The organism is Acidocella sp. KAb 2-4 (assembly GCF_020567705.1).
Lineage (GTDB): Bacteria > Pseudomonadota > Alphaproteobacteria > Acetobacterales > Acetobacteraceae > Acidocella.
In genome coordinates this window covers 41411-61988 of record NZ_JAJDJU010000015.1, presented here as the reverse complement: position 1 = coordinate 61988, position 20578 = coordinate 41411, and the positions used below count along the sequence as shown (strand labels likewise).

General features: G+C 66.9%; 15 protein-coding genes. 10 read left to right on the top strand and 5 right to left on the bottom strand.

The window, feature by feature from the left end; all coding sequences use genetic code 11:
- Positions 1-7: 7 nt before the first annotated feature.
- The 3 genes from LI953_RS10940 to LI953_RS10930 are packed head-to-tail and all read right to left on the bottom strand — an operon-like array spanning position 8 to position 4085.
- Positions 8-1603 (bottom strand): glycosyltransferase family 39 protein, encoded by a 1596-nt coding sequence (locus tag LI953_RS10940; RefSeq protein ID WP_227076115.1) that lies wholly within the window; start codon positions 1601-1603, stop codon positions 8-10.
- The gene (locus tag LI953_RS10935; protein WP_227076114.1) at positions 1600-2613 is read right to left on the bottom strand and encodes an alpha-E domain-containing protein; all 1014 of its coding nucleotides are present in this window, start codon (positions 2611-2613) and stop codon (positions 1600-1602) included. Before LI953_RS10935 ends, LI953_RS10940 begins: the two co-directional genes overlap by 4 nt.
- The gene (locus tag LI953_RS10930) at positions 2610-4085 is read right to left on the bottom strand and encodes a circularly permuted type 2 ATP-grasp protein (RefSeq protein WP_370635793.1); all 1476 of its coding nucleotides are present in this window, start codon (positions 4083-4085) and stop codon (positions 2610-2612) included. Before LI953_RS10930 ends, LI953_RS10935 begins: the two co-directional genes overlap by 4 nt.
- Positions 4086-4385: 300 nt before the next feature.
- Between LI953_RS10930 and LI953_RS10925 the strand changes: the two genes are divergently transcribed.
- From LI953_RS10925 to LI953_RS10915, 3 genes are all read left to right on the top strand, one after another.
- Positions 4386-6599 (top strand): circularly permuted type 2 ATP-grasp protein, encoded by a 2214-nt coding sequence (locus LI953_RS10925; protein ID WP_227076112.1) that lies wholly within the window; start codon positions 4386-4388, stop codon positions 6597-6599.
- On the top strand, positions 6596-7465 hold the full coding sequence (locus tag LI953_RS10920) for a transglutaminase family protein (protein ID WP_227076111.1): 870 nt from the start codon (positions 6596-6598) through the stop codon (positions 7463-7465). Before LI953_RS10925 ends, LI953_RS10920 begins: the two co-directional genes overlap by 4 nt.
- A 342-nt stretch (positions 7466-7807) precedes the next feature.
- On the top strand, positions 7808-8743 hold the full coding sequence (locus LI953_RS10915) for a Hint domain-containing protein (protein WP_227076110.1): 936 nt from the start codon (positions 7808-7810) through the stop codon (positions 8741-8743).
- A gap of 63 nt (positions 8744-8806) precedes the next feature.
- On the opposite strand, the gene LI953_RS10910 is transcribed toward LI953_RS10915, so the two are convergent.
- Both LI953_RS10910 and LI953_RS10905 read right to left on the bottom strand, forming a co-directional pair.
- Entirely contained in the window at positions 8807-9040 is a 234-nt protein-coding gene (locus LI953_RS10910; RefSeq protein ID WP_227076109.1) for a hypothetical protein, read from the bottom strand.
- Between the two features lie 31 nt (positions 9041-9071).
- Positions 9072-9959: a phosphotransferase gene (locus LI953_RS10905; protein ID WP_227076108.1), complete on the bottom strand. Its 888-nt coding sequence runs from the start codon at positions 9957-9959 to the stop codon at positions 9072-9074.
- Between the two features lie 142 nt (positions 9960-10101).
- On the opposite strand from LI953_RS10905, the gene LI953_RS10900 reads away from it, so the two are divergent.
- The 7 genes from LI953_RS10900 (at position 10102) to LI953_RS10870 (ending at position 20527) form a co-directional block, all read left to right on the top strand.
- A complete protein-coding gene (locus LI953_RS10900) occupies positions 10102-11418 on the top strand; it encodes a replication-associated recombination protein A (protein WP_227076107.1) in 1317 nt (438 codons plus the stop codon).
- Positions 11415-12380, top strand: coding sequence for an RluA family pseudouridine synthase (locus tag LI953_RS10895; RefSeq protein ID WP_227076106.1), 966 nt, complete (start codon positions 11415-11417; stop codon positions 12378-12380). The genes LI953_RS10900 and LI953_RS10895 overlap by 4 nt, the downstream gene beginning before the upstream one ends.
- A gap of 31 nt (positions 12381-12411) precedes the next feature.
- Complete coding sequence (locus LI953_RS10890) at positions 12412-12705, top strand: hypothetical protein (RefSeq protein WP_227076105.1); 294 nt, start codon at positions 12412-12414, stop codon at positions 12703-12705.
- 128 nt (positions 12706-12833) lie between these two features.
- The gene (locus LI953_RS10885) at positions 12834-14123 is read left to right on the top strand and encodes an ATP-binding protein (RefSeq protein ID WP_227076104.1); all 1290 of its coding nucleotides are present in this window, start codon (positions 12834-12836) and stop codon (positions 14121-14123) included.
- 441 nt (positions 14124-14564) lie between these two features.
- Entirely contained in the window at positions 14565-15251 is a 687-nt protein-coding gene (locus LI953_RS10880) for an OmpA family protein (protein WP_227076103.1), read from the top strand.
- Positions 15252-15311: 60 nt separating this feature from the next.
- Complete coding sequence (locus tag LI953_RS10875; RefSeq protein ID WP_227076102.1) at positions 15312-17129, top strand: autotransporter assembly complex family protein; 1818 nt, start codon at positions 15312-15314, stop codon at positions 17127-17129.
- A complete protein-coding gene (locus LI953_RS10870; protein ID WP_227076101.1) occupies positions 17129-20527 on the top strand; it encodes a translocation/assembly module TamB domain-containing protein in 3399 nt (1132 codons plus the stop codon). The genes LI953_RS10875 and LI953_RS10870 overlap by 1 nt, the downstream gene beginning before the upstream one ends.
- The last annotated feature ends 51 nt before the right edge of the window (positions 20528-20578 follow it).

Here is a 20578-nt window from a genome sequence, read left to right as displayed (position 1 = left end):
CCCCGCGTTAGTTGCAGCCCGATGGCGCGGCGCCAGCCGCTGCCGTGCCCGCGCAAACCGGAGCGGCGGCGGTGGCGTTGTCCGGCGTATACAGCGCGATGTAAATGCGCCTTCCCGCCGTCTGCACCAGACTAGGTGTGCCGAGCACCTGATTCTTGGCCATGAAGGCCTTCACGTCCACATGGTCGGCGCTCTGCCCGGCATGGCCGCAGATGGTCCATACCCGGTGCCCCTGGCTCAGCGCCGCCTGGGCGTGGGCGAGGTCGCCATTGGCGTCATTCAGCACCACAGACTGAGCGCTCTGCGGCAAGTAAACGCGCAGGATCGGCAACGCGCCCAGATCGGCCAGATACACGACATCGCCCGGCGCCACCTCCTGCGCCAGCATCTGCGCCGCGATATCCCAGCGCGGTTTCGTCTCCGCCGCATAATAGGGCAGCATGTTCATCACCAGCAGCAGCGCCCCCAGCACCACCGCCACACGCCGCGCCGGCGGCCCCACATGCTCCAGCAGCGCGGCTGCGCCGATGCCGGTCAGGATGGCGAAGGGAGCCGCGCTCCACAGCAGATAGCGTGGCAGGAAGATCGGCCGCCACAGCGACACCAGCGCGAACAGCCCCGGCAGGAAGATCAGCGAGATGCCGAGCACGGCCAGCATTGCCGGGCGGCGGCGCAACCGCCAGGTGGCGGCGGCGAGCGCGGCGACCAGCGCGGCGTCGATCAGCCACAGCAAAAGTCCCGGCGTGGGCACGCGCATGAAGTGGAACGTCACCCAATCCGCCACATGCATGAAATAGACCGAGCCCAGGCTGTACCAGAAGCGCGACAGGTTGAGCGGCGGGATCCACATCAGCGCATCCGCGGGCGAGCTGCTCTGAAAATGCGCCATCAGCAGATAAAGCGGCGCGCTGCATAGGGCGATGATGAAATCGGCCTTAGCCAGGTTCCACGCCAAGGCGCGCGGCGCGGGCGCGAAAAACAGCAGGCAGAAAAACACCATATTGGCGGCGAGCAGCCAGGGCAGCGCGTCGCCCAGCGTGTCGAGCGCCGCCACGGTGCCGCCGATGAAAAACAGCCACCCCGCCCGGCTCTCGCGCGCCAATATCGGCCGCGCCGCGGCGGGCAGGTCCAACGCCAGCCGCACCAGCCCGTAGAGCGCGAACAGGATCAGGCACATCTCCAGCGTGTAGGACCGCGCCTCCTGGCTGAATGCCAACGCCATTGGCGAGAGCCCGATGATCAGCGCCGCGAGCGCGCCCGCGAGCCAGCCGCCAATGCGCCGGGCGATGAGGAACACCAGCGCCACCGCCACCGCGCCAAACACGGCCGAGGGCAGGCGCAACCAAAACTCCGGATGCCCGAGCGCGACAAAGGGCCGCAGCATCAGAAAGAAGCTGGGCATGTGGTGGTTCTCGAACGAGTCCAGCACCAGCGCGGGCGGCGGCAGCGATGCGCGCTGCAGGGTGAACACTTCATCCAGCCAGAATGGCCGCGCTGCCAGCCCCGCCAAGCGCGGCACCAGCGCGAACACAAACACCACCCCCGGCCAGAAGCCATAAGGCAAATGCGCGAGGCGGGACTTCAGATGGTTAAAGTCGATCAAGCCGATTCCTGGAGTGCCGCCTCCCCCGGTGCCTCAAATCCGGGTCGCCAGTCCCGGAAGAAGGCGCGGCCGATGGCGGCGGCGAGTTTCTGCAAGTGGATTTGTACGAGATCCAGATATTCGTGCAAGCCGGTGGCGAGAATATGGCTGAGCGGCTTTTCCAGCAGCAATTCACGCAGGATCTCGGCCAGCTCGATCGCCTCGCTGGCGGCGGCCAGCCCGTAAAACCGGCGCAGATCGTCGAGATGCGCCTCGGCCCGGCGCACGCAAAGCAGCACCGAGCGCGGGCTGGACGGATCGCGCAGCAGGAAATGCACCACATCCTCGGGCGAAAACGCGGCCCGCGCCAGCCGCTTGAAGGCATGATACCCGGCGGCGGCGCGCAGGATCGCGTTCCACTGCGTCAGTTCCGCCACGCGCTTTTCCTCCGCGCCCTTGGGCAGCAGCGCGGTGTATTTGATGTCGAGCATGCGCGTGGTCTGGTCGGCGCGCTCGATCAGCCGCCCGAGCTCATAGAAATACCAGCCCTGGTCGCGATACATGGTGCCGCGGGTGATGCCGGTATGCGCCTGCACTCCTTCCTTGATGCGCGTGCACAGGCGCGAGAGCGCGTCGCCCTCCAGATCCTCGGGCGTGATGCGCGCCACGAAGCGCTGGAACATGTTGATCTGCCGCCACATCTCAGTGCTCATCAGCGGGCGCAGCGTGCGCGCATTGGTGCGCGCATCCTCCACCGACGAGGGGATCGAGGTCTTGTTGCCCCGGTCGAGCAGATAAAAGCGCTTGATATGCGCGGCATCGGCGGAAAAGCCGCGTTCGAGGAAGTTCTGCTCATCGGCGTTGATGCGGATCAGCCCCCACCAGGCGGCGGTTTCCTCGCCGGGGCTCTCGAAACTCTGCGTCACGTCGATCAGCCGGGCGAGATTTTCCACCCGCTCCAGGTAGCGGGCCATCCAGAACACCCCCTCGGCGTCACGGGCCAGCAATCCGGGGTCACGCAACTGGCTCATGCCGCACCTCCTTGGGCGAATGTCTCGGCCAGCACCCACGTATCCTTGGAGCCGCCGCCCTGTGACGAATTGACGATCAGGCTGCCGCGCTTCATCGCCACGCGGGTCAGCCCGCCGGGTAGCACCCAGCTCTCCTTGCCGGTGATGATGAAGGGGCGCAGGTCGAGATGGCGCGGGCCGATGCCCTCCTCCGCCAGCGTCGGCGCCACCGAAAGCCCGATCACCGGCTGGCTGATCCAGTTATCCGGGTTGGCGAGGATGGCGGCGCGCGACGCCTCCAGCTCCTCCTTGCTGGCGCGCGGCCCGATGGTGATGCCATAACCGCCCGACTCGCCCACCGGCTTGGTCACCAGCTTGTCGAGATTGTCGAGCGTGTAGCGCAGCCCCTCCGCCTCGCGGCAAATATGGGTATCGACATTGCGGATCAGTGGCTCCTCGCCGAGATAATATTTGATGATGCGCGGCATGTAGGCATACACCGCCTTGTCATCGGCCACCCCGGTGCCCACCGCGTTGGCGATCGCCACATGCCCCGCCTTCCAGGCGCCGATCAGACCGGGCACGCCGAGCATCGAATCCGGGCGGAACACCAACGGGTCGAGAAAATCGTCGTTCAGCCGGCGGTAAATCGTGTGCACGCGCCGCAGCCCGGCGGTGGTGCGCATATAGACGCGCTCATCCTCCACCACGAGATCGGCGCCCACCACCAGCGGCACGCCCATCTCGCGCGCCAGGAACACATGCTCGAAATAGGCGGAGTTGTAGATGCCGGGGCTGAGCAGCACGACATTGGGGTCATCCTGCGCGCCCGGCGCCACCTCGCTCATCGCCGCGCGCAGCCGCCGCCCGTAATCATCCACCGGCTTTAGCCTGATCCCGGCCATCAGATCGGGAAAAGTGCGCAGCATCAGATGACGGTTCTCGATCACGTAGGAGACACCCGAGGGCGTGCGCGCATTATCCTCCAAAACGCGGAACTCGCCGTGCTCGTCGCGGATGATGTCGATGCCGCAGACATGCACATAAGTGCCGTGCGGCACCGGGAAATCCCGCATCTCAGGCCGGTAATTGGCATTGCCATAGACCAGCTCGCCGGGAATCACGCCGTCCTTCACCACCTTCCCGGCGCCGTAGATGTCGCCCAGGAAGGCGTTCAGCGCCGCCACGCGCTGCTTGCAGGCGCGCTCCAGCAAATCCCATTCGCGCGCGGTGATGACGCGCGGAATGCAGTCGAACGGCAAGATGCGGTCGATCGCCGTGGCGTCGGAATAAACGGTGAAGGTGACGCCGAGATCGATCAGATCCGTCTCCGCCGCCGATGCCCGGGCGCGCAGCGCGTCCAGCCCGATCCGCTCCAGCCGCTCGGCCAGCAGCCGCGGGACCGGCCCGGCCTCGGGGCGCGCAGAGGTCAATTCGCAAAAATACCGCCCGGACTCATAGTCAGGCCAAAGCTTACGGAAAATATCGTTCACGCCAGCGCCTCCAGGAAACAAAACCGATGATCAGGGGCCGGCGCGCGGCGGGCCTCGCCAAGGCCATGATTTGCCGAAATCCGCGCCATAAGCGGATGCAACGCCGATATTTTCATCGCGCTTTAACCATGATGTGGCGCCTATCCGTCATTCGCCGCTTCAAGCTGCCTCCAAAACCCGTGCCCCCGCAAGCCCCTTCCCTGATCATGCCCAAAACCATGCAAATGCCGGACCACCCCACCCCCGCAGCGTGAAGTTTTCGTGGTAGGCACCCGCGTGACAGTCTGTTAAGCCGAAAAAATGCAAGGACTGCCGGAAGGATTATCCGCCTGCGATGAGTTGATTGATCGCCATGGCCGCATCCGCACCCCCTGGGGGCCGGTGATGACGGCGGTGCGCGAGATCGGGCCGGCGGAGCTGGAGCGGCGCGCCGCCGCGCTAAACCGGCAAATGGGGCTGGCCGCGCCCTTCGGCACCACGCCGAAATCAATGTACGACCCGCTGCCCTCGGTGCTCACCGCGCGCGAATTCGCGGCGCTGGAGGCCGCGGTCGGCCAGCGCGCGCGCATGCTCAGCACCGCGCTCGAAGACCTTTACGGGCCGCAAACCCTGCTGCGCCAGGGCCATCTGCCCCCGGCCCTGGTGCTGGGCGAGCCGCATTTTCTGCGCGCCATGCACACGGGCGGCCCCCTGCCCGGCCCAAGGCTGAGCTTTTACGCCGCCGACCTGATCCGCGGGCCAAACGGGCAATTCCACCTGTTGCGTGACCATACCGGGGTGATCCCCGGCCTGGGCCACGCGCTCAGCCTGCGCCGCCTCGCCGCCAGCACCCTGCCCGAGCTGTTCCGCGCTGGCGGGCTGCGCTCGCTACGCCCAGCGCGCGAGATGCTGGTCGACCATCTGCACCGCGGCGCCGAGGGCGGGCTGGTGGCGGTGCTCTCGGCCGGAGCCAATGGCGGCGCCGAGCAGGACATGGTGGACGAAGCCCTGCTCGCCCGCGCCCTCGGCCTGCTGCTGATCGAGCCCGGCGACCTCGCGGCCCGCAACGGCGCCCTGCACATGAAAACGCTGAGCGGGCTGCTGCATGTCGCCACGCTCATCCGCGGCATCTCGGGCATCGACCTCGACCCACTGGAACAAGGCGGACGCCCCGGCCTTGGCATTCCCGGCGCGTTCGGCGCGGTGCGCGCGGGGGTGCTCAGCCTGCTCAACGCCCCCGGCACGGCCCTGGTCGAGGCCGCCAGCCTGCGCCCCTATATCGACCAACTTTGCCCCATCCTGCTGGGCGAGGCGCCGCTACTGCCCCGCGCCGCCGAGGCCACCGCCGCCGAAGCCTCCAAGGCGCCGTTCTGCACCGGGCAAGGTTACACCGCTGCCCCGCTCTGCCTGCGCCTGTTCGCCTGGAATGACGGCACCACCTGGATCGTGCTGCCCGGCGGGCTCGGCCTGCCGATGACCGCCGCCGGCGAGAGCGCGCCCGCCCTCGGGCTCAAGGATGTCTGGGTGCTGGACGAGGAGGAAGACCTCTACACCGCGGGCCCGCTTCCGGCCGAACCGCCCGCGCGCGTCACATTCCTCGCCGCGGCGCATCTGCCCTCGCGCCTGGCCGATAATCTGTTCTGGCTCGGCCGCTCGGTGGAGCGGCTGGAGGCCGCCTGCCGCCTGCTGATGCTGGCGCTGCCCCGGCTCGAATCCGGCACCTCGCTGCCGCGCGATATCGCCGAGTGCGCGCTGCTCTCGCGCTGCCTGGCGCAGGCCGGGCTGCTCCCGGCGGAGCTCGCGGGCGGCGCCATCTCCGGCCGGCTATTGCGCCAGACCCTGGCCCGGCGGCGGCCCCTCGCGGGGCTGCTGCGCGAGGTCGGGCGGTTGGTCAATGCCTCCTCCGAGCGGCTCTCTCCCTCGATGCTGGCGACGGTGCGCTTCGCCCTCAACCACGCCGCCGAGGCCCAGCCGCACCAGGAAAGCGCGCTGCCGACCATGCTCGCCTTCTGCGCCACCTTCGCCGGCATCGCCGCCGAAAACATGTCGCGCGATGGCGGCTGGCTGTTCCTGGAGATGGGCCGCCGGCTGGAGCGCGCCGAGACCATGGCGGAATCGCTCGCCATCCTGCTCGACGCCCCGCCCGAGCGGCTGGAGCCGGGCCTCGGGCTGGCCATCGAACTGGCCGATTCGGTGCTCAGCTATGATCTGCGCCATGCCGGCATCCTCGCCCCCGGCCCGGTGCTGGCCATGCTGCTGGCCGATATCTCCAACCCGCGCGCCTTCGCCTATCAATGCGCCGCGCTGCGCGGCTGCCTCACGCGCCTCGGCGCCGAGGACGACGCCGAATCCGCCCGCCAGTTGCAGCAGGACATCGCCAACCTCGCCGGCACCGCCGCCGGGCTGCGCGCCCCGCTGACCCAGGCCGGGGCAAAGCTCCGCCAGCTTTCCGACCGCGTGCAGCGGCGCTTCTTCACCCTGCTGCCCGAGGCACATACGCTGGAGGACGAAGAGATCCTGGAAGCCGCGCAGTGACCCTCTACCGCCTGCACCACGCCACCGCCTACGACTACGCCGAACCGGTTGTTCTCGGCACGCATTTCCTGCACCTGCTGCCCCGCGCCCGGCCCGGCCAGGTGGTGCGCGAGGCGGCGCTGGCGATCTCGCCCGCCCCTGACAACCGGCGCGACGAGACCGACCATTTCGGCAACCCCACCACCACCGTCTCGCTCACCGGCGCGCACAAGGAATTCCGCGTCGCCCTCAGCGCCACGGTGGAGGTCGCCCAGCCCGCCCCGCCCGCGCCCGAGGCCACCCCGCGCTGGGAGGCCGTCGCCGCGCGCGGCATCACCGACCCCGATGTGGCCGAGTTCTGCCTGCCCAGCCCGCTGGCCAAGCCAAATGGCGAACTCGCCGATTACGCCGCCGTTTCCTTCCTGCCCGGGCGCCCGGTGCTCGCCGCGCTGCTGGAGCTGAACCAGCGCATCTTCAACGAGATGAGCTACCGCCCCGGCGTGACCAATAACTGCACAACCGCCGCGCATGTGCTCACCACCCGTGCCGGGGTGTGCCAGGATTACGCGCATCTCATGCTCGCCTGCCTGCGCGCGCTCGGCCTGCCGGGGCGCTATGTCTCGGGCTATCTGCGCACCTCGCCGCCGCCAGGGCAGGAAAAACGGCGCGGCGCCGACCAGTCCCACGCCTGGGTTTCGGCGTGGCTGGGCGAGGCGGTTGGCTGGGTCGATTTCGACCCCACGAACAACCTGGTGGTGGCGGATGAACATGTCACCCTCGCCTGGGGGCGCGATTTCAACGATGTTTCCCCCCTGCGCGGCATCATCCTGGGCGGCGGGCGGCATTTTCTGCGGGTGAATGTCGATCTCGAGCCCGTACTGACCTGAGCCCGGAATGATCCGTTAAAATTCAGAAACGCAGGCCATGACCGCCATCTCATTAACGGTCACAAAAAGTTGAATTCGAGATTTTCATAGCAAATACGCGCCAGAATTTTGCAAACAACTCTCATTAAAATACTCACAAACAGTTGATAAATCACAAAAAGTTTACCTTTCCGACTCCTGGATTCGTTTCTGATTCGCTATCGCTTTTTTTAAACACACCGTAAAACTCGAAATTAGTAAGCGCGCGTTAATGGACGCTCGGGTGGTAAAGATTTACGGCACACCAACCGCGGCGACAATTTCGATATAGATACAATTCTGTTGCGGAATGGATGAGCGGAAATGGCATCAGCATCGATTACGTTCAGTCACACCTACAATGCCACTTATGATCCCAACACGGGCAAAATCACCGTCGGCGGGCCAGTCGGCACTGGCCGCAACAGCAACGAGACGCTGACCGACAGCAACGGGACCGTCACTCTGACGCCCAGCACCAGCGACGTCTCGGGTCTCACCGCAACCGGCGCCGTCTCTGGCGCCTCAGGCAATGTTGCATATATCGGGGATTTTACCTCGGGTCCCGACAGCTACTACGTCATCGAGGTCGGCACGACATATTATGTGCTCAGCAATGGCGGCCCTCCGTCCCCCGGCGGCCACTCCATCAACACCTCATCCACCGGCACGCTCACCATCTGCTTCATGCCTGGCACGCTGATCTCCACCCCCTCCGGCGAGGTCGCGGTAGAAACGCTGAAGGCCGGAGATCTGGTCACCCTGGCCGATGGCGGCAGCGCCCCGGTGCTGTGGCTTGGCCGCCAGACCAAGGTGGCGCTGTTCGCCGACCCGCTGCGCGTCTACCCGATCCGTGTCAAGGCCAATGCCCTGGCCGACGGTGTGCCCGCGCGCGACCTGCTGGTTTCGCCCGACCACGCGCTGTTCGTCGATGGCGTGCTGGTGCAGGCCGGGGCGCTGGTGAATGGCGTGTCGATCCTGCGCGAAACCGAGGTTCCGTCCATCTTCACCTATTACCATATCGAGCTGGCCAGCCACGCGCTGATCTTCGCCGAAAACACCCCGGCCGAGACCTTCGTGGATAATGTGGAACGCATGAACTTCGACAACTGGGCAGAGCGCGCCGAAGCGGCCGCCCCGGTCGTCGAGATGGAGTATCCGCGCGCCAAATCCGCCCGCCAGCTACCCGCCGAGACCCGCGCGCGCCTTACGGAACGGGCTAAGGCGTTGTTCAGCGCCAGCTCCGCCGCCGCGGCCTGAACCCGGCAACCACCGCAACCAACGCCGCCCGCCCCCAAAGCCGGGCGGTTTTGTTTTAGCCGGTTAAAACGGGCGCTGGCCGGGTGGGCGCGTCTTGATCGCGAAATAGCCGATGATGCCGAGCACGAACAAAATGGGCAGCGCCAGCAGCATGGTCCAGAACATCAGCGCCACCGCCCCCACGGCGAGGCCAAAAATCGCCAACCGGATCAGGAAGACGCCAAACCCCGTTTTCGGCTGGTCAACGAACTCGCCTTCCGGCGTCATGTCGATCACCGGACCTTCATCTTTTTTCATATCACTCATATGGGGGCGCCGGGCCGGGGGGTCAATTCAGCGTTGTCAGCGCCATCTCCAGCCGGGTGAGATACTCATCCGTGGCATGCGCATAATCCACCGGCAGGCCGGAGGATAATTCCGACGTCGCGTTCCACAGCGCCTCGCGCAGCAGCGAGGCGCATTTGAAGGCGGCAAACGAGTCATATTCGCCCCGCTCCACCGCCCGGCCAAAATAGGCGTTGAGCAGCGCCTCATCCTCGCCCGGCATGAAGCCGTTATTGGAGGAGAGATTGGCAAGATCGAACAGCGGCGCGTTGAACCCGGCATAATCCCAGTCCAGCAGCCACAGCCGGGCGCCATCGTCGAACACGTTTCCGGCCAGCAGGTCGTTGTGGCAGAACACGATATCCACCTTGCCGGCGCGGCGCTCCAGCATCTCATTGGTCTCGTTCAGCGCGTCAAGCCGCGCGGCGATGCGCGAGCCCATCTTGTGCAGCCCGGCGATGTACGAGCGGTTGATGTGGAACACCCAGAAGGCCAGCAGCGGCCCCTGCAAAAACGCCGCCATGCTGGTGTGGCAGCGGCGCAGCAAGGCGGCCACGCGCAACAGGTTTTCGGGCCGGTGCATCTCGTCGGCGCTCAGGCTGCGCCCCGGCAGCAGCCGGCTCACCATCACCCCCGGCGCCGTGTAATAGATCTTGGGTGAAATCCCAGCCCGCGCCGCAGCCCGCGCCGCTGCCTGCTCGTTGAAGCGCATCACCCCATGCTCGGGTTTGTCCTCCCCCAGCCGCACGGCGAAGCGCTGGCCATCGGCCTGCAACACGCCGTAATTGCGGTTGGTGGTGCCGCCCTCCAGCGGCCAAATCTTGATCGGCCCGGTCCAAAACGGGATGGCTTCCACTTCCAGAAGCGCCCGGTCGGTCATCAGATCGCTCACTTCAGATCACCCCGCATGTGTATGTTCTCATTCTACAGAAAAAAACCTTGCCGGAAAGCGCCTCACAACGCAACTGCGATGCATTTGCATATCGTCTCATCCCCCAGTGGCGGCGGGCCCGGGTTGCGGGTAGAAGGGCGCGATGCCCGTCGATGATCTGTTTGCCTCGCCCGAGCCGGCGCCCCCGCCGCCCAGCGCCGCCCAGCCGCTGGCCGAGCGGCTGCGGCCCAAGGCACTGGCCGATATCGTCGGCCAGGAGCATCTGCTCGGGCCCGAGGGCAGCCTCACTGGCATGCTCGCGCGCCATTCGCTGGCCTCGCTCATCCTCTGGGGCCCGCCCGGCGTGGGCAAGACCACCATCGCCCGGCTGCTGGCCGCGCAGGCCGGGCTGCAATTCCGCCAGATCTCGGCGGTGTTCTCCGGCGTCGCGGACCTCAAGAAAGTGTTTGAGGACGCGCAGAAGCTGCAACGCGCCGGGCATGTCACGCTGCTATTCGTCGATGAGATCCACCGCTTCAACCGCGCCCAGCAGGACGCCTTCCTGCCGGTGGTCGAGGCCGGGACCATCGTGCTGGTCGGCGCCACCACCGAGAATCCGTCCTTCGCGCTCAACGGCGCGCTGCTCTCGCGCTGCCAGGTCTTCGTGCTGCGCCGGCTGGATGACGACGCGATGGAGCAGCTGCTCACCCGCGCCGAGGCCGAGATGGCCCGCCGCCTGCCGCTCACCGCCGCCGCCCGCGCCACGCTGCGCGCCATGGCCGATGGCGATGGCCGCGCTTTGCTCAACATGGCCGAGCAGCTCTTCGCCCTGCCGCCCGATGCCGCGCTGAACGAGGACGACCTCGCCCGCCTGCTCGCGCGCCGCGCCGCGCTCTATGACCGCGACCGCGAGGAGCATTACAACCTGATCTCGGCGTTGCATAAATCGATGCGCGGCTCGGATGCCGACGCCGCGCTCTATTGGCTGGCGCGCATGCTCGCGGGCGGCGAGGACCCGCGCTACATCGCCCGGCGCGTCACCCGCTTCGCCGCCGAGGATATCGGCCTCGCCGACCCGCAGGCCCTGCCCCAGGCCCTGGCGGCGTGGGAGGCCTATGAGCGCCTCGGCTCGCCCGAGGGCGAGGTGTGCATCGCCCAGGCGGTGCTGTATCTCGCCACCGCCCCCAAATCCAACGCCGCCTACAAGGCGCTGGGCGCGGCCAACCGCGCGGCGCGCGAGACCGGCTCGCTGATGCCGCCCATGAACATCCTCAACGCCCCCACCAAGCTGATGAAAACCCTCGGCTATGGCGAGGGCTACGAATACGACCACGACACCGATGAAGGCTTCTCCGGCGCCAATTACTTCCCCGAGGGCATGGGCCGCCCGGATTTCTACCGCCCGGTGGAGCGCGGCTTCGAGCGTGAGATTATCAAGCGATTGGCGTATTGGGCCAAACTGCGCGAAGAGAAGGCATGAAAGAGTTCATCATCGACGAAACCGGGGCCGAGATGCGCCTCGACCGATTCCTGCGCCGCGAAATCCCCGGCCTCACCCAGGGCGTGCTGCAAAAGCTGCTGCGCACCGGCAAGGTGCGGCTCAACGGCGCGCGGGCCGAGGCCAATGCCCGGCTCACCGCCGGCGACACGCTCACCGCGCCCGAGATCGAGCCCGAGCAGAAACCCCGCGCCCGCCAGGTGGTGAAAATGGACCCGGTGCGGCAGAAAGAGCTGGAGGCGATGGTGCTGTACCGCGACGCCTCGCTGCTGGTGCTGAACAAGCCCGCGGGGCTGGCCGTGCAGGGCGGCTCCGGCATCACCGTGCATATCGACGGCATGTTGGACGCGCTGCAGGGCGACGCGCCGGAGCGCCCGAAACTCGTCCACCGCATCGACCGCGACACCTCGGGCCTGCTTATCATCGCCCGTAGCGGGCGCGCGGCGAAATTCCTCACCGCCGCCTTTCGCGGGCGGGATGTGGAGAAAACCTATTGGGCGCTGCTCGCGGGCGTGCCGGAACTGTTGGAAGGCCGCATCGATCTGCCATTGAAACGGATCGATCTCGGCACCACCTCGCGCGCCGAGCCCGCCAGCCGCAAAGACAAAGAGGCGCAGAAGGCGATCACCGATTATCGCGTGCTCGACCGCGCGGGCAAGAGATTCTGCCTGGTGGAGCTGAAACCGCATACCGGGCGCATGCACCAGCTGCGCGCGCATTGCCTCGCCCTCGGCACGCCGATTCTGGGCGACGCCGTCTATGGCGGCATTTTTTCGGAACATTTCGCGCAGCAACTGCACCTGCACGCGCGCCGCCTCGTCATCGCCCACCCCGAAGGCGGGCTTTTGTCCATCGAAGCCCCGCTGCCCAAACACATGCGCGACGGGCTGGCGTATCTGGGCTTTTCCACGCCCGAGGCGGAGCCGGCGAAGCGGGGGAGGTGATGGGATTTGGGGCGGCGGGAACCGAGCCATCTTGGTCGGCCAGACCGACCGCCACTGCGCCCTTAAGCTGCCGTTCACTAGGTTTGTCGGCAACTGTCAAGAAGGATGGGATGCTGACATTCCCTGTCTGAGCAAGCATATCGCGTCAACACGAGAAGAGTGGACTTTTGGGTATGAGATCACGGTGGAGCTGCCATCGCAGGCCCTCGGAGCGGGGGAGCTGACGTTGGCAGTGCTTATCGCAAACAGCATGGATGTGCAGATGGCGAATGGCCAGCGTCTGACGCGCGAAGGGCAAGTGGACCGAGATACAACCGATGCCTAAACCCTAGTGTCCCTCTCGACAATCCATCTTGTTGCATCCGATATATTCTGCCTTAGTAATAGCGTCGAAGTGCTGCCCCAACCGGCGGTGGCGCTTAATTATTCATATTTCACGATGGAATACGATAGATGGCTGATTTCGTTTTCGAGGTTTTTATCCCAGATGGAACCCCTACACATACTTACGTGAAAAGAGCCGAAGAAAAGAACGAAGAAAAGCTCGCCGCTGCCCTTGATATGCCGAAAATGGTGATCTCCATTTCTGGCCCATCCAAAACCGGCAAGACAGCCCTAGTTGACACTCTTATAACGACGGATCGGATAATCCCCGTTTCCGGCCAGTCGCTCCATTCATCAAACGAGCTGTGGCAATCAGTGATGCGATGGATCGGTGGTCCGGAGGAAGTTGAAAAGATCAAAAACCGAGTCCTAAAGGCAGGCGTAGCGGGGAAGGCAAGCGGTGAAGCGGGTGTGATTTTTGCCAAGGGGAAGGCTGAAGGGGAAATAAACGGTGGGATTGAGGTCGCCACAGCGACGTCAGAGAAATATGGCATTGAGTTCTTTGAGGCCGTAGTGAGAGAACTCAGCGGAAGCAGCTTTGTCGTATTTTTGGATGACTTTCACTACATTTCAGAAGAAGCACAGATCGACATCGCAAAATCCATTAAGGCGATTGCCGAACGCGGTGTTCGTATCTGCATTGCTTCGGTCCCCCATAAGTCAGATGATATGGTTCGCGCAAATGACGAACTAACGGGCCGCATAGTCTCAATCCTGTTCGACTATTGGACCGTTCCAGAATTGGAGATCATCGCCAAGACTGGCTTTGAGGCTCTCGACGTTGATATTGCCCCAGAAATGATCAAGCAAATCGCAACAGAAGCACTCGGGTCCCCCCAGCTAATGCAGTCTCTTTGCTTAAATTTGTGTCTTGAGAAAGGCATTAGGAACAAGCGGGTTTTGGAGAGGAGAATCGACGTTACCGACGCGGAGTATCGTGCCGCACTTGAGAGAACGACTCTTCAAACAGATTATTCTAGGACCGTCGAAAAATTGCATGCCGGCGCAAAAGAGCGCGGAACGCAGAGAAAGGAGTTCAAATTTAAGGATGGATCAGCGGGCGACGTGTATCGCGCAATTCTTCTTGCTCTCATCGAGAATCCTCCACGGCTAAGCTTTGATTACGATGAAATCATGAAAAGAATAAAGAATATCTGCACAGACGAATTCCCTGTGGGTTCCAGCGTCCAACTCGCTCTTAAGCAAATGGATGGTATCGCAAAAGATATTAAAAGAGACTCGCCCATCCTGGAGTGGGATGACGACAAACTTGAGATCACCAATCCCTACTTTATGTTTTACCTTCGATCCTCACAGAAGATCAGCCAGATTCACAAGGGAAGGTCGGGAATGGTGTAATGGCGTGGTCACTTGTCCGAGTTTGAGAAGGACTTCGATCGGCTCTAGGGTCCCTCGCGATCCAACGTGCTAGGCCTAAATGACCGCTTCACATCGGCCCCGCCTGAAAGCAGCCCGTCCGCAATCCCCCCAACCACCGCTTCCCACCTCCCAACACTCGCATACCGCCCCATGCGGTGGCTTCTTCTTCCCCAGGCGGATTTTCATCCGTCCCGCCGCCTGCCCAAACACATGCGCCACGGGCTCGTTTGTCGCGGCCTTTCCGCACCCGCGCCGGAGGCGGCGACGCGATGGCCGTGATGAAAACCGCCAAGTGCTTGCTCCGGCAGGGTAAAGCCGCGTAACCTGTATCGCGCCAGAGACGGCTCGACACGCGCCCCGCCGCTCCGCATCGCTTGACGACGGATAAAACCGAACTTCAACAGGAGAACGCCGATGCAAATGACCAAAACAGTCCACCGCACCGCCGCCACCCTCATGTGCGTGGCCATGCTCACCGGCTGCAGCCAGCAATACGCGCAAAACAATCCCGGCGTCACCAGCGCCGCCACCGGGGCTGGCATCGGCGCGGTGGGCGGCGCGCTGCTCGGCACGCTGGCCAGCGGCGGCCACGCCAGCGGCGCGGTCATCGGCGCGCTCGGCGGCGCCGCGGCCGGGGCGCTGGGCGGCTATCTGTGGAACCAGCACATGGAGGCGCAGAAGCAGCAATTGCAGCAAACCGCCCAGGGCACCGGCGTGCAGGTCACCCGCACCGCCGATAACCGCCTGAAGCTCAACGTGCCCGCCGATGCCGGCTTCGCCACCGGCAGCGCGACGCTGAACCCCCGCCTGTCCCCGATCCTTGACCAGCTTGGCAGCGGCTTGCAGCAAAACCCGACCGAGACCGTGCAGATCGTCGGCTATACCGACAGCACCGGCTCCAGCGACATCAACTACCCGCTCTCCGACCATCGCGCCGAGAGCGTGAAATCTTATCTCGTCTCCCATGGCGTCGACGGCGCGCGCATCACCACCAAGGGCATGGGCCCGCAGGACCCGGTGGCCAGCAACGCCACCGCCGCCGGGCGCGCCGAGAACCGCCGCGTGGAAATCTACGTGGCCTTCCCGGCCCAGCAGCCCGCCAGCTAAGCCGCTGGCCGCGCGGCTCAACGCCGTCCGCCGCGCGGGCGGCGCCCCGGAATAATGCCCATGCGGCGGACGATCCTTCTCCCCGGCGCGTTTCTGCTCCTGGCCGCGCCGGCCCTGGCGGCCGATCCGGTGCAATACCGCGTCAGCTTCGCGCCCTCGGGCGATGCCGGGCTCGATGTGCTGCTGCGCCAGACCTCCGCCCTGGTCGAGCTGGCGCGGAAACTCCCGCCCGCGCCCTTCGCCCTCATCGGTCGCGCCCGCGCCGATGCGCGCCAATTCACCATCGTGCTGCACAGCCTGGGGTATGACGATGGCAGCGTCGCCATCACCATCAACGGCGCGCCGCTCTCCGACCCTACCCTGCCCGACGCGCTCACCCAGGCCCCGGCCAGCGCGGTGGCCGAAGTGCGCGTGGTGACGCAAAAAGGCGCGCGCTTCACCCTGGGGCAGGTGAACATCACCGGCCTGCCGCCTGGCTTCACCCCGCCCGCCATGGTCAAGCCCGGTGCCCCCGCGCTGGCCGCGCCCATCCTCGCCGCCCAGCCCGCGCTGCTCAGCGCGCTGCATAATGCGGGCTACGCCTTCGCCAGCGTCAGCGCCCCGCTCGCCATCGCCCACCCCCCCACGCATAAGCTCGATGTCACCTACAGCGCCACCCCCGGCCCGCGCGTGGCGATCGGCCCCATCGGCTTCACCGGGCTCAAGCGCACCAAACCGGCCTTTTTGCGCCGCCACATCGCGCTCGCCCCCGGCCAGCCTTATTCCGACACCGCCTTGCAGCAGGCGCGGGACTCACTGCTCGGGCTCGGCGTGTTTTCCTCGGTCTCGCCGCTGCCGCCCGACCCCGCCGCCGTGCAAAACGGCGCGGTGCCCGTCACCTTCAACGTGCTGGAGCAGAAGCGCCACACGGTGAGCCTCACAGGCGCCTACGCCACCGATACCGGCATCAGCCTCTCCACCTCCTGGCTCGACCGCAACCTGTTCGGCCAGGCGGAAACGCTCACCCTCTCCGCCGCCGCCAATGATCTCGGCGGCACCGGCACCACCTCGGCGGGCTACGACCTCAAGGCCCTGTTCACCAAGCCCGATTATTACGCGCGCGGGCAGACGCTGAGCCTCAACGCCGAGGGGCTGCGCCAGTCGCTCACCGCCTATAGCCGCACCGCGCTGCTCCTCGGCGCCGCCCTCAGCCGCCCGGTGGACGCGCACGGGCTGATCAGCTTCGGCCCCAGCTTCGTCTCCGAGCGAGTGAACCAGGAGGGCCAGACCCGCACCTATGTGCTCACGCAATTCCCGCTCAGCTTCACCTGGTCCGGCGCCAACGACCTGCTGGAGCCGACGCGCGGGGTGAATGCCAGCCTCACCCTCACGCCCACCTATCCGGTGGCCGGGCATAGCCATCCGTTTCTCATCGCGCTGGCCTCGGCCTCGGCCTATCTGCCGGTGGAGGCCAGGGGCTGGGGCGTGCTCGCCCTGCGCGGGCAGGTGGGCAGCATCCAGGGCGCGCGGCAATTCCAGGTGCCGCCCGACCAGCGCTTCTATGCGGGCGGCTCCGGCACCGTGCGCGGCTACACCTATCAGACCATCGGCCCGCTCTTCCCCGACGACATCCCCGAGGGGGGCGCCGCGATGGACGCCTTCAGCCTGGAATTCCGCCAGCATGTCACCAAAACCATCGGCCTCGTGCCGTTCATCGATGCCGGGCAGGTGAGCGCGGGCAGCGCCCCCTTCACCGGCACGCTGCGCGTCGGCGCCGGGCTGGGCGCGCGGTATTACACCGGCATCGGGCCGATCCGGCTGGATGTCGCCTTTCCGCTCACCCGCACCGCGGGCAGCGGCGGCTTCGCGCTCTATATCGGCCTGGGCGAGGCGTTCTGATGCGCCGCGCCCTCTATGCCCTGCTCGCGCTCTTGCTGCTGCCGGTGCTGGCGGTGGCGGGGCTGTTCGTGGCGCTCAACACCGCCAGCGGGCTGCACTTCGCCGAGCGCGAGATCAACCGGCTGGCCGCGCCCGGCGTGCGGATCAGCGGCCTCGGCGGGCATTTCCCCGCTGATCTCCGCCTCGCCACGCTCAACCTGGCCGATCCGCACGGCGTCTGGCTCACCGCCACCGGGCTAACGCTACGCTGGCAGCCGCTGGCGCTGCTGGGCGGCGATATCTCCATCGCGGCACTGAACGCCGACACGCTCGCCATCGTCCGTGCCCCCGCCTATGGCGGTGCCAGCGGTGGGGGCGGCTCCGGCCTGCCCCGGCTGCGCGGCAAAATCGGCGCGCTGCATATCGGCACGCTCAGCCTGCCCGCCGCGCTGGCGGGCGAGGCCGTGGCGCTGCGCGTGGATGGCGGCGCCACGCTGCACGGGCCGGACCAGGCGGGGCTGACGCTTGACGCCACCACCCCGGACGGCCGGGCGCAATACCATCTCGCCGCTGCGCTCGACCGCCAGACCACCGCCCTCACTTTGCATGTGGCCGAGCCGCCGGGCGGGCTGCTCGGCCATTTCGCCGGGCTCACCCCGCCCGCCCCGCTGCGGCTCGACGCCACGCTCAACGGCCCGCGCGACGCCGCCGCGCTCACGCTCTCCGCCGCCCTGGGCGCGGCGCAACTCAGCGGCACCGGCACGCTCGGCCTTGGCCCCGGCCATCCCTTCGCCGATGTCACACTCACCGTGCCGCATCTCGCCCCCTTCACCGCCATGGCCGGGAACGACCTTGGCGGCACGGCGCAATTCCACCTCACCGTCAGCAGCGAGGGGTCTGACACCGCCATCCTGGCGCTGGACAGCACCGCCGCCCTCACCAACGCGCCGCCGCGCCTCGCCCGGGTGCTGGGCAAGCAGGACACGCTGCACCTGAAGGCGCGGTTGCACGGTAACACCGTCACGCTCGAAGACTTCCAGCTCACCACCCCCGCCTTCACCAGCAAGGCCACAGGCCGCCTCACTGGCCAAAACGGCGACTACGCCGCCACCCTGAACGCGAGCGGCGAGGCCGCCCCCGGCGGCATGCCCACGGCGCCCTTCACGCTGGCGCTCGCCCTGCAACACCTGCCCAACGCCCCGGTCGGCACGCTCACCGCCTCGGGCAAGTTGGAGCACGCGCCCATCACACTGGAAGCCGCCCTCACCCGCTCGGCGCAGGGCGGCGCGGCGCTCGCCATTCCACGGGCAAGCTGGCGGTCGCTGAGCGGCATGGCCGAGCTGCGCCTGCCGCCCGGCGGCACCCTGCCCACCGGCACGGCCTCGCTCTCCATCGCCGCGCTGCAGGATCTTGACTTGTTCCTGCCCTATCCGCTGCACGGCGCGGCGCGCCTCACCCTGACGCATCCGGACGGCCAGGATTTCCGGCTGGATGCCACCGCCATCCAGGTGCAGGGCCTGCCGGGGCTGGGCGCGCTCACCGCCACGCTGCGCGCCCAGGGGCCGGAGGACGCGCTCGCCGTGCAAGCGCAACTCGCCACCGCCAGCCTGCAAGGCGCCCCGGCCAGCGCCAGCCTCGCCGCCACGCTCAACCTTCCGGCCCAGACGGCGCATCTCACGCGCCTCTCGGGCGCTTGGCGCGGGCTGGCGCCCAGCCTCACCGGCCCGGCCGAGATCGAGGCCAAAAACGGCCTCGCCCTGCGCCATCTCGGCCTGGCCCTAGATGGCGGGCGGCTGGGGCTGGACGGCACGCTCACCCCCCGCCTCGCCGCCACCGCCCAGGCGCAAAACCTGCCGCTGGCGCTGGCGCAAAGCTTCGCCCCCGGGCTGGGGGCTAGCGGCGAAATCTCGGCCAGCGCCCAATTCAGCGGCACGCTCGCCAACCCCGTTGGCAAGCTTTCGCTGCACGCCACCGGGCTGCATGTGAGCCAGGGCATCGCCGCTTCCCTGCCTCCCGCCGACCTCACAGGCACCGCCACCCTCACCAGCGCCACCGCCAATCTCGCCCTCAGCCTCACCGCCGGCCCGCAACTCGCCCTCACCACCCAGGGCGGCGCGCCGCTCAGCGCCACCGGCCCGCTCGATCTGCGCCTCGACGGCAGCGCCGATCTGCGTCTGCTCAACGCCATCATCGCCGCCCAGGGCAACAGCGCGCGCGGCCTCGCCACCGCGCATCTGCGCCTCACCGGCACGCCCTTGGCGCCCCAGGCCAGCGGCACCCTCACCCTGGCCGATGGCGCGGTCGAGAATATCGGCGCCGGGCTCAACCTCACCAAAATCCAGGCCCGGTTCACGGCGCAGGGGCGGCGGCTGGTGCTCGCCTCCGCCACCGCCCAGGCGGGCGCCGGGCAGCTCAGCGCCCAGGGCACGCTCGACCTCTCAACCCCTGACTGGCCGGTGGAGCTGACGCTGCACGCCGACCACGCCACACCCACCACCACCGACCTGCTGACCGAAACGCTGGATGGCGACCTCGCCCTGCGCGGCGCGCTGCGCGGCAAGCTGGCGCTCTCGGGCGCGCTCACCATCGACAAGGCCAATATCAACATCCCCACCGCCCTGCCGCCCAGCGTCGCGGATCTGCCAATCATCCGCGCCGGCGAAACCCCGCCGCCACCACCGCCGCCGCCGCCGCCCATCGCCCTGGCGCTGGACATCACCGCCCACGACGAAATCACACTGCGCGGCCAGGGGCTGTTCGCGGTGCTGGGCGGGCATGTGCGGATCGGCGGCACCGCCGCCAACCCCGCGCCGCAGGGCGGCTTCACCCTCATCCATGGCGACTACACCCTGGCCGGCAAGACGCTGCAATTCACCCGGGGGCGGATCAGCTTCACCGGCGCCGGGTTCGAGCCCGCGCTCGACCTTGAAGCCAGCACCACCACCAGCGACGGCACCACCGCCACCCTGACCATCGGCGGCACCGCCGAACAGCCCAAGATCATCCTCACCAGCACCCCGCCTTTGCCCTCCGACGAGATCCTCTCCCGCCTGCTGTTCGGCCAGGGCACGGCCAGCCTCAGCCCGTTCCAGGCGGCGTCGCTCGCGGCGGCGCTGGCGCAGCTCGCCGGGGTCGGCGCCGGGCTTAACCCGATTGACAAAATGCGTGACGCGCTCGGGCTCGATGAACTCTCGCTCAGCTCCGGCAGCGCGGGCGGCCCGCCCTCGGTGCAGGCGGGGCGCTATGTCGCCCCCGGCGTCTATGTCGGCGCCAGTCAGGCGACCAACGGCCAGGGCACCCAGGCGAATGTGCAGATCAATCTCTATAAGGGGTTAAAACTGCAAAGCGCCACCGGCACCTCGACCAGCGGCGGCGGCCAGAGCAGCAGTGTCGGGCTGAGCTACCAGTTCAACTACTGAGCGGGCCGGCACGGCGTCTCTTCGATCCGGCTTTGATTAAGGCCGTTAACC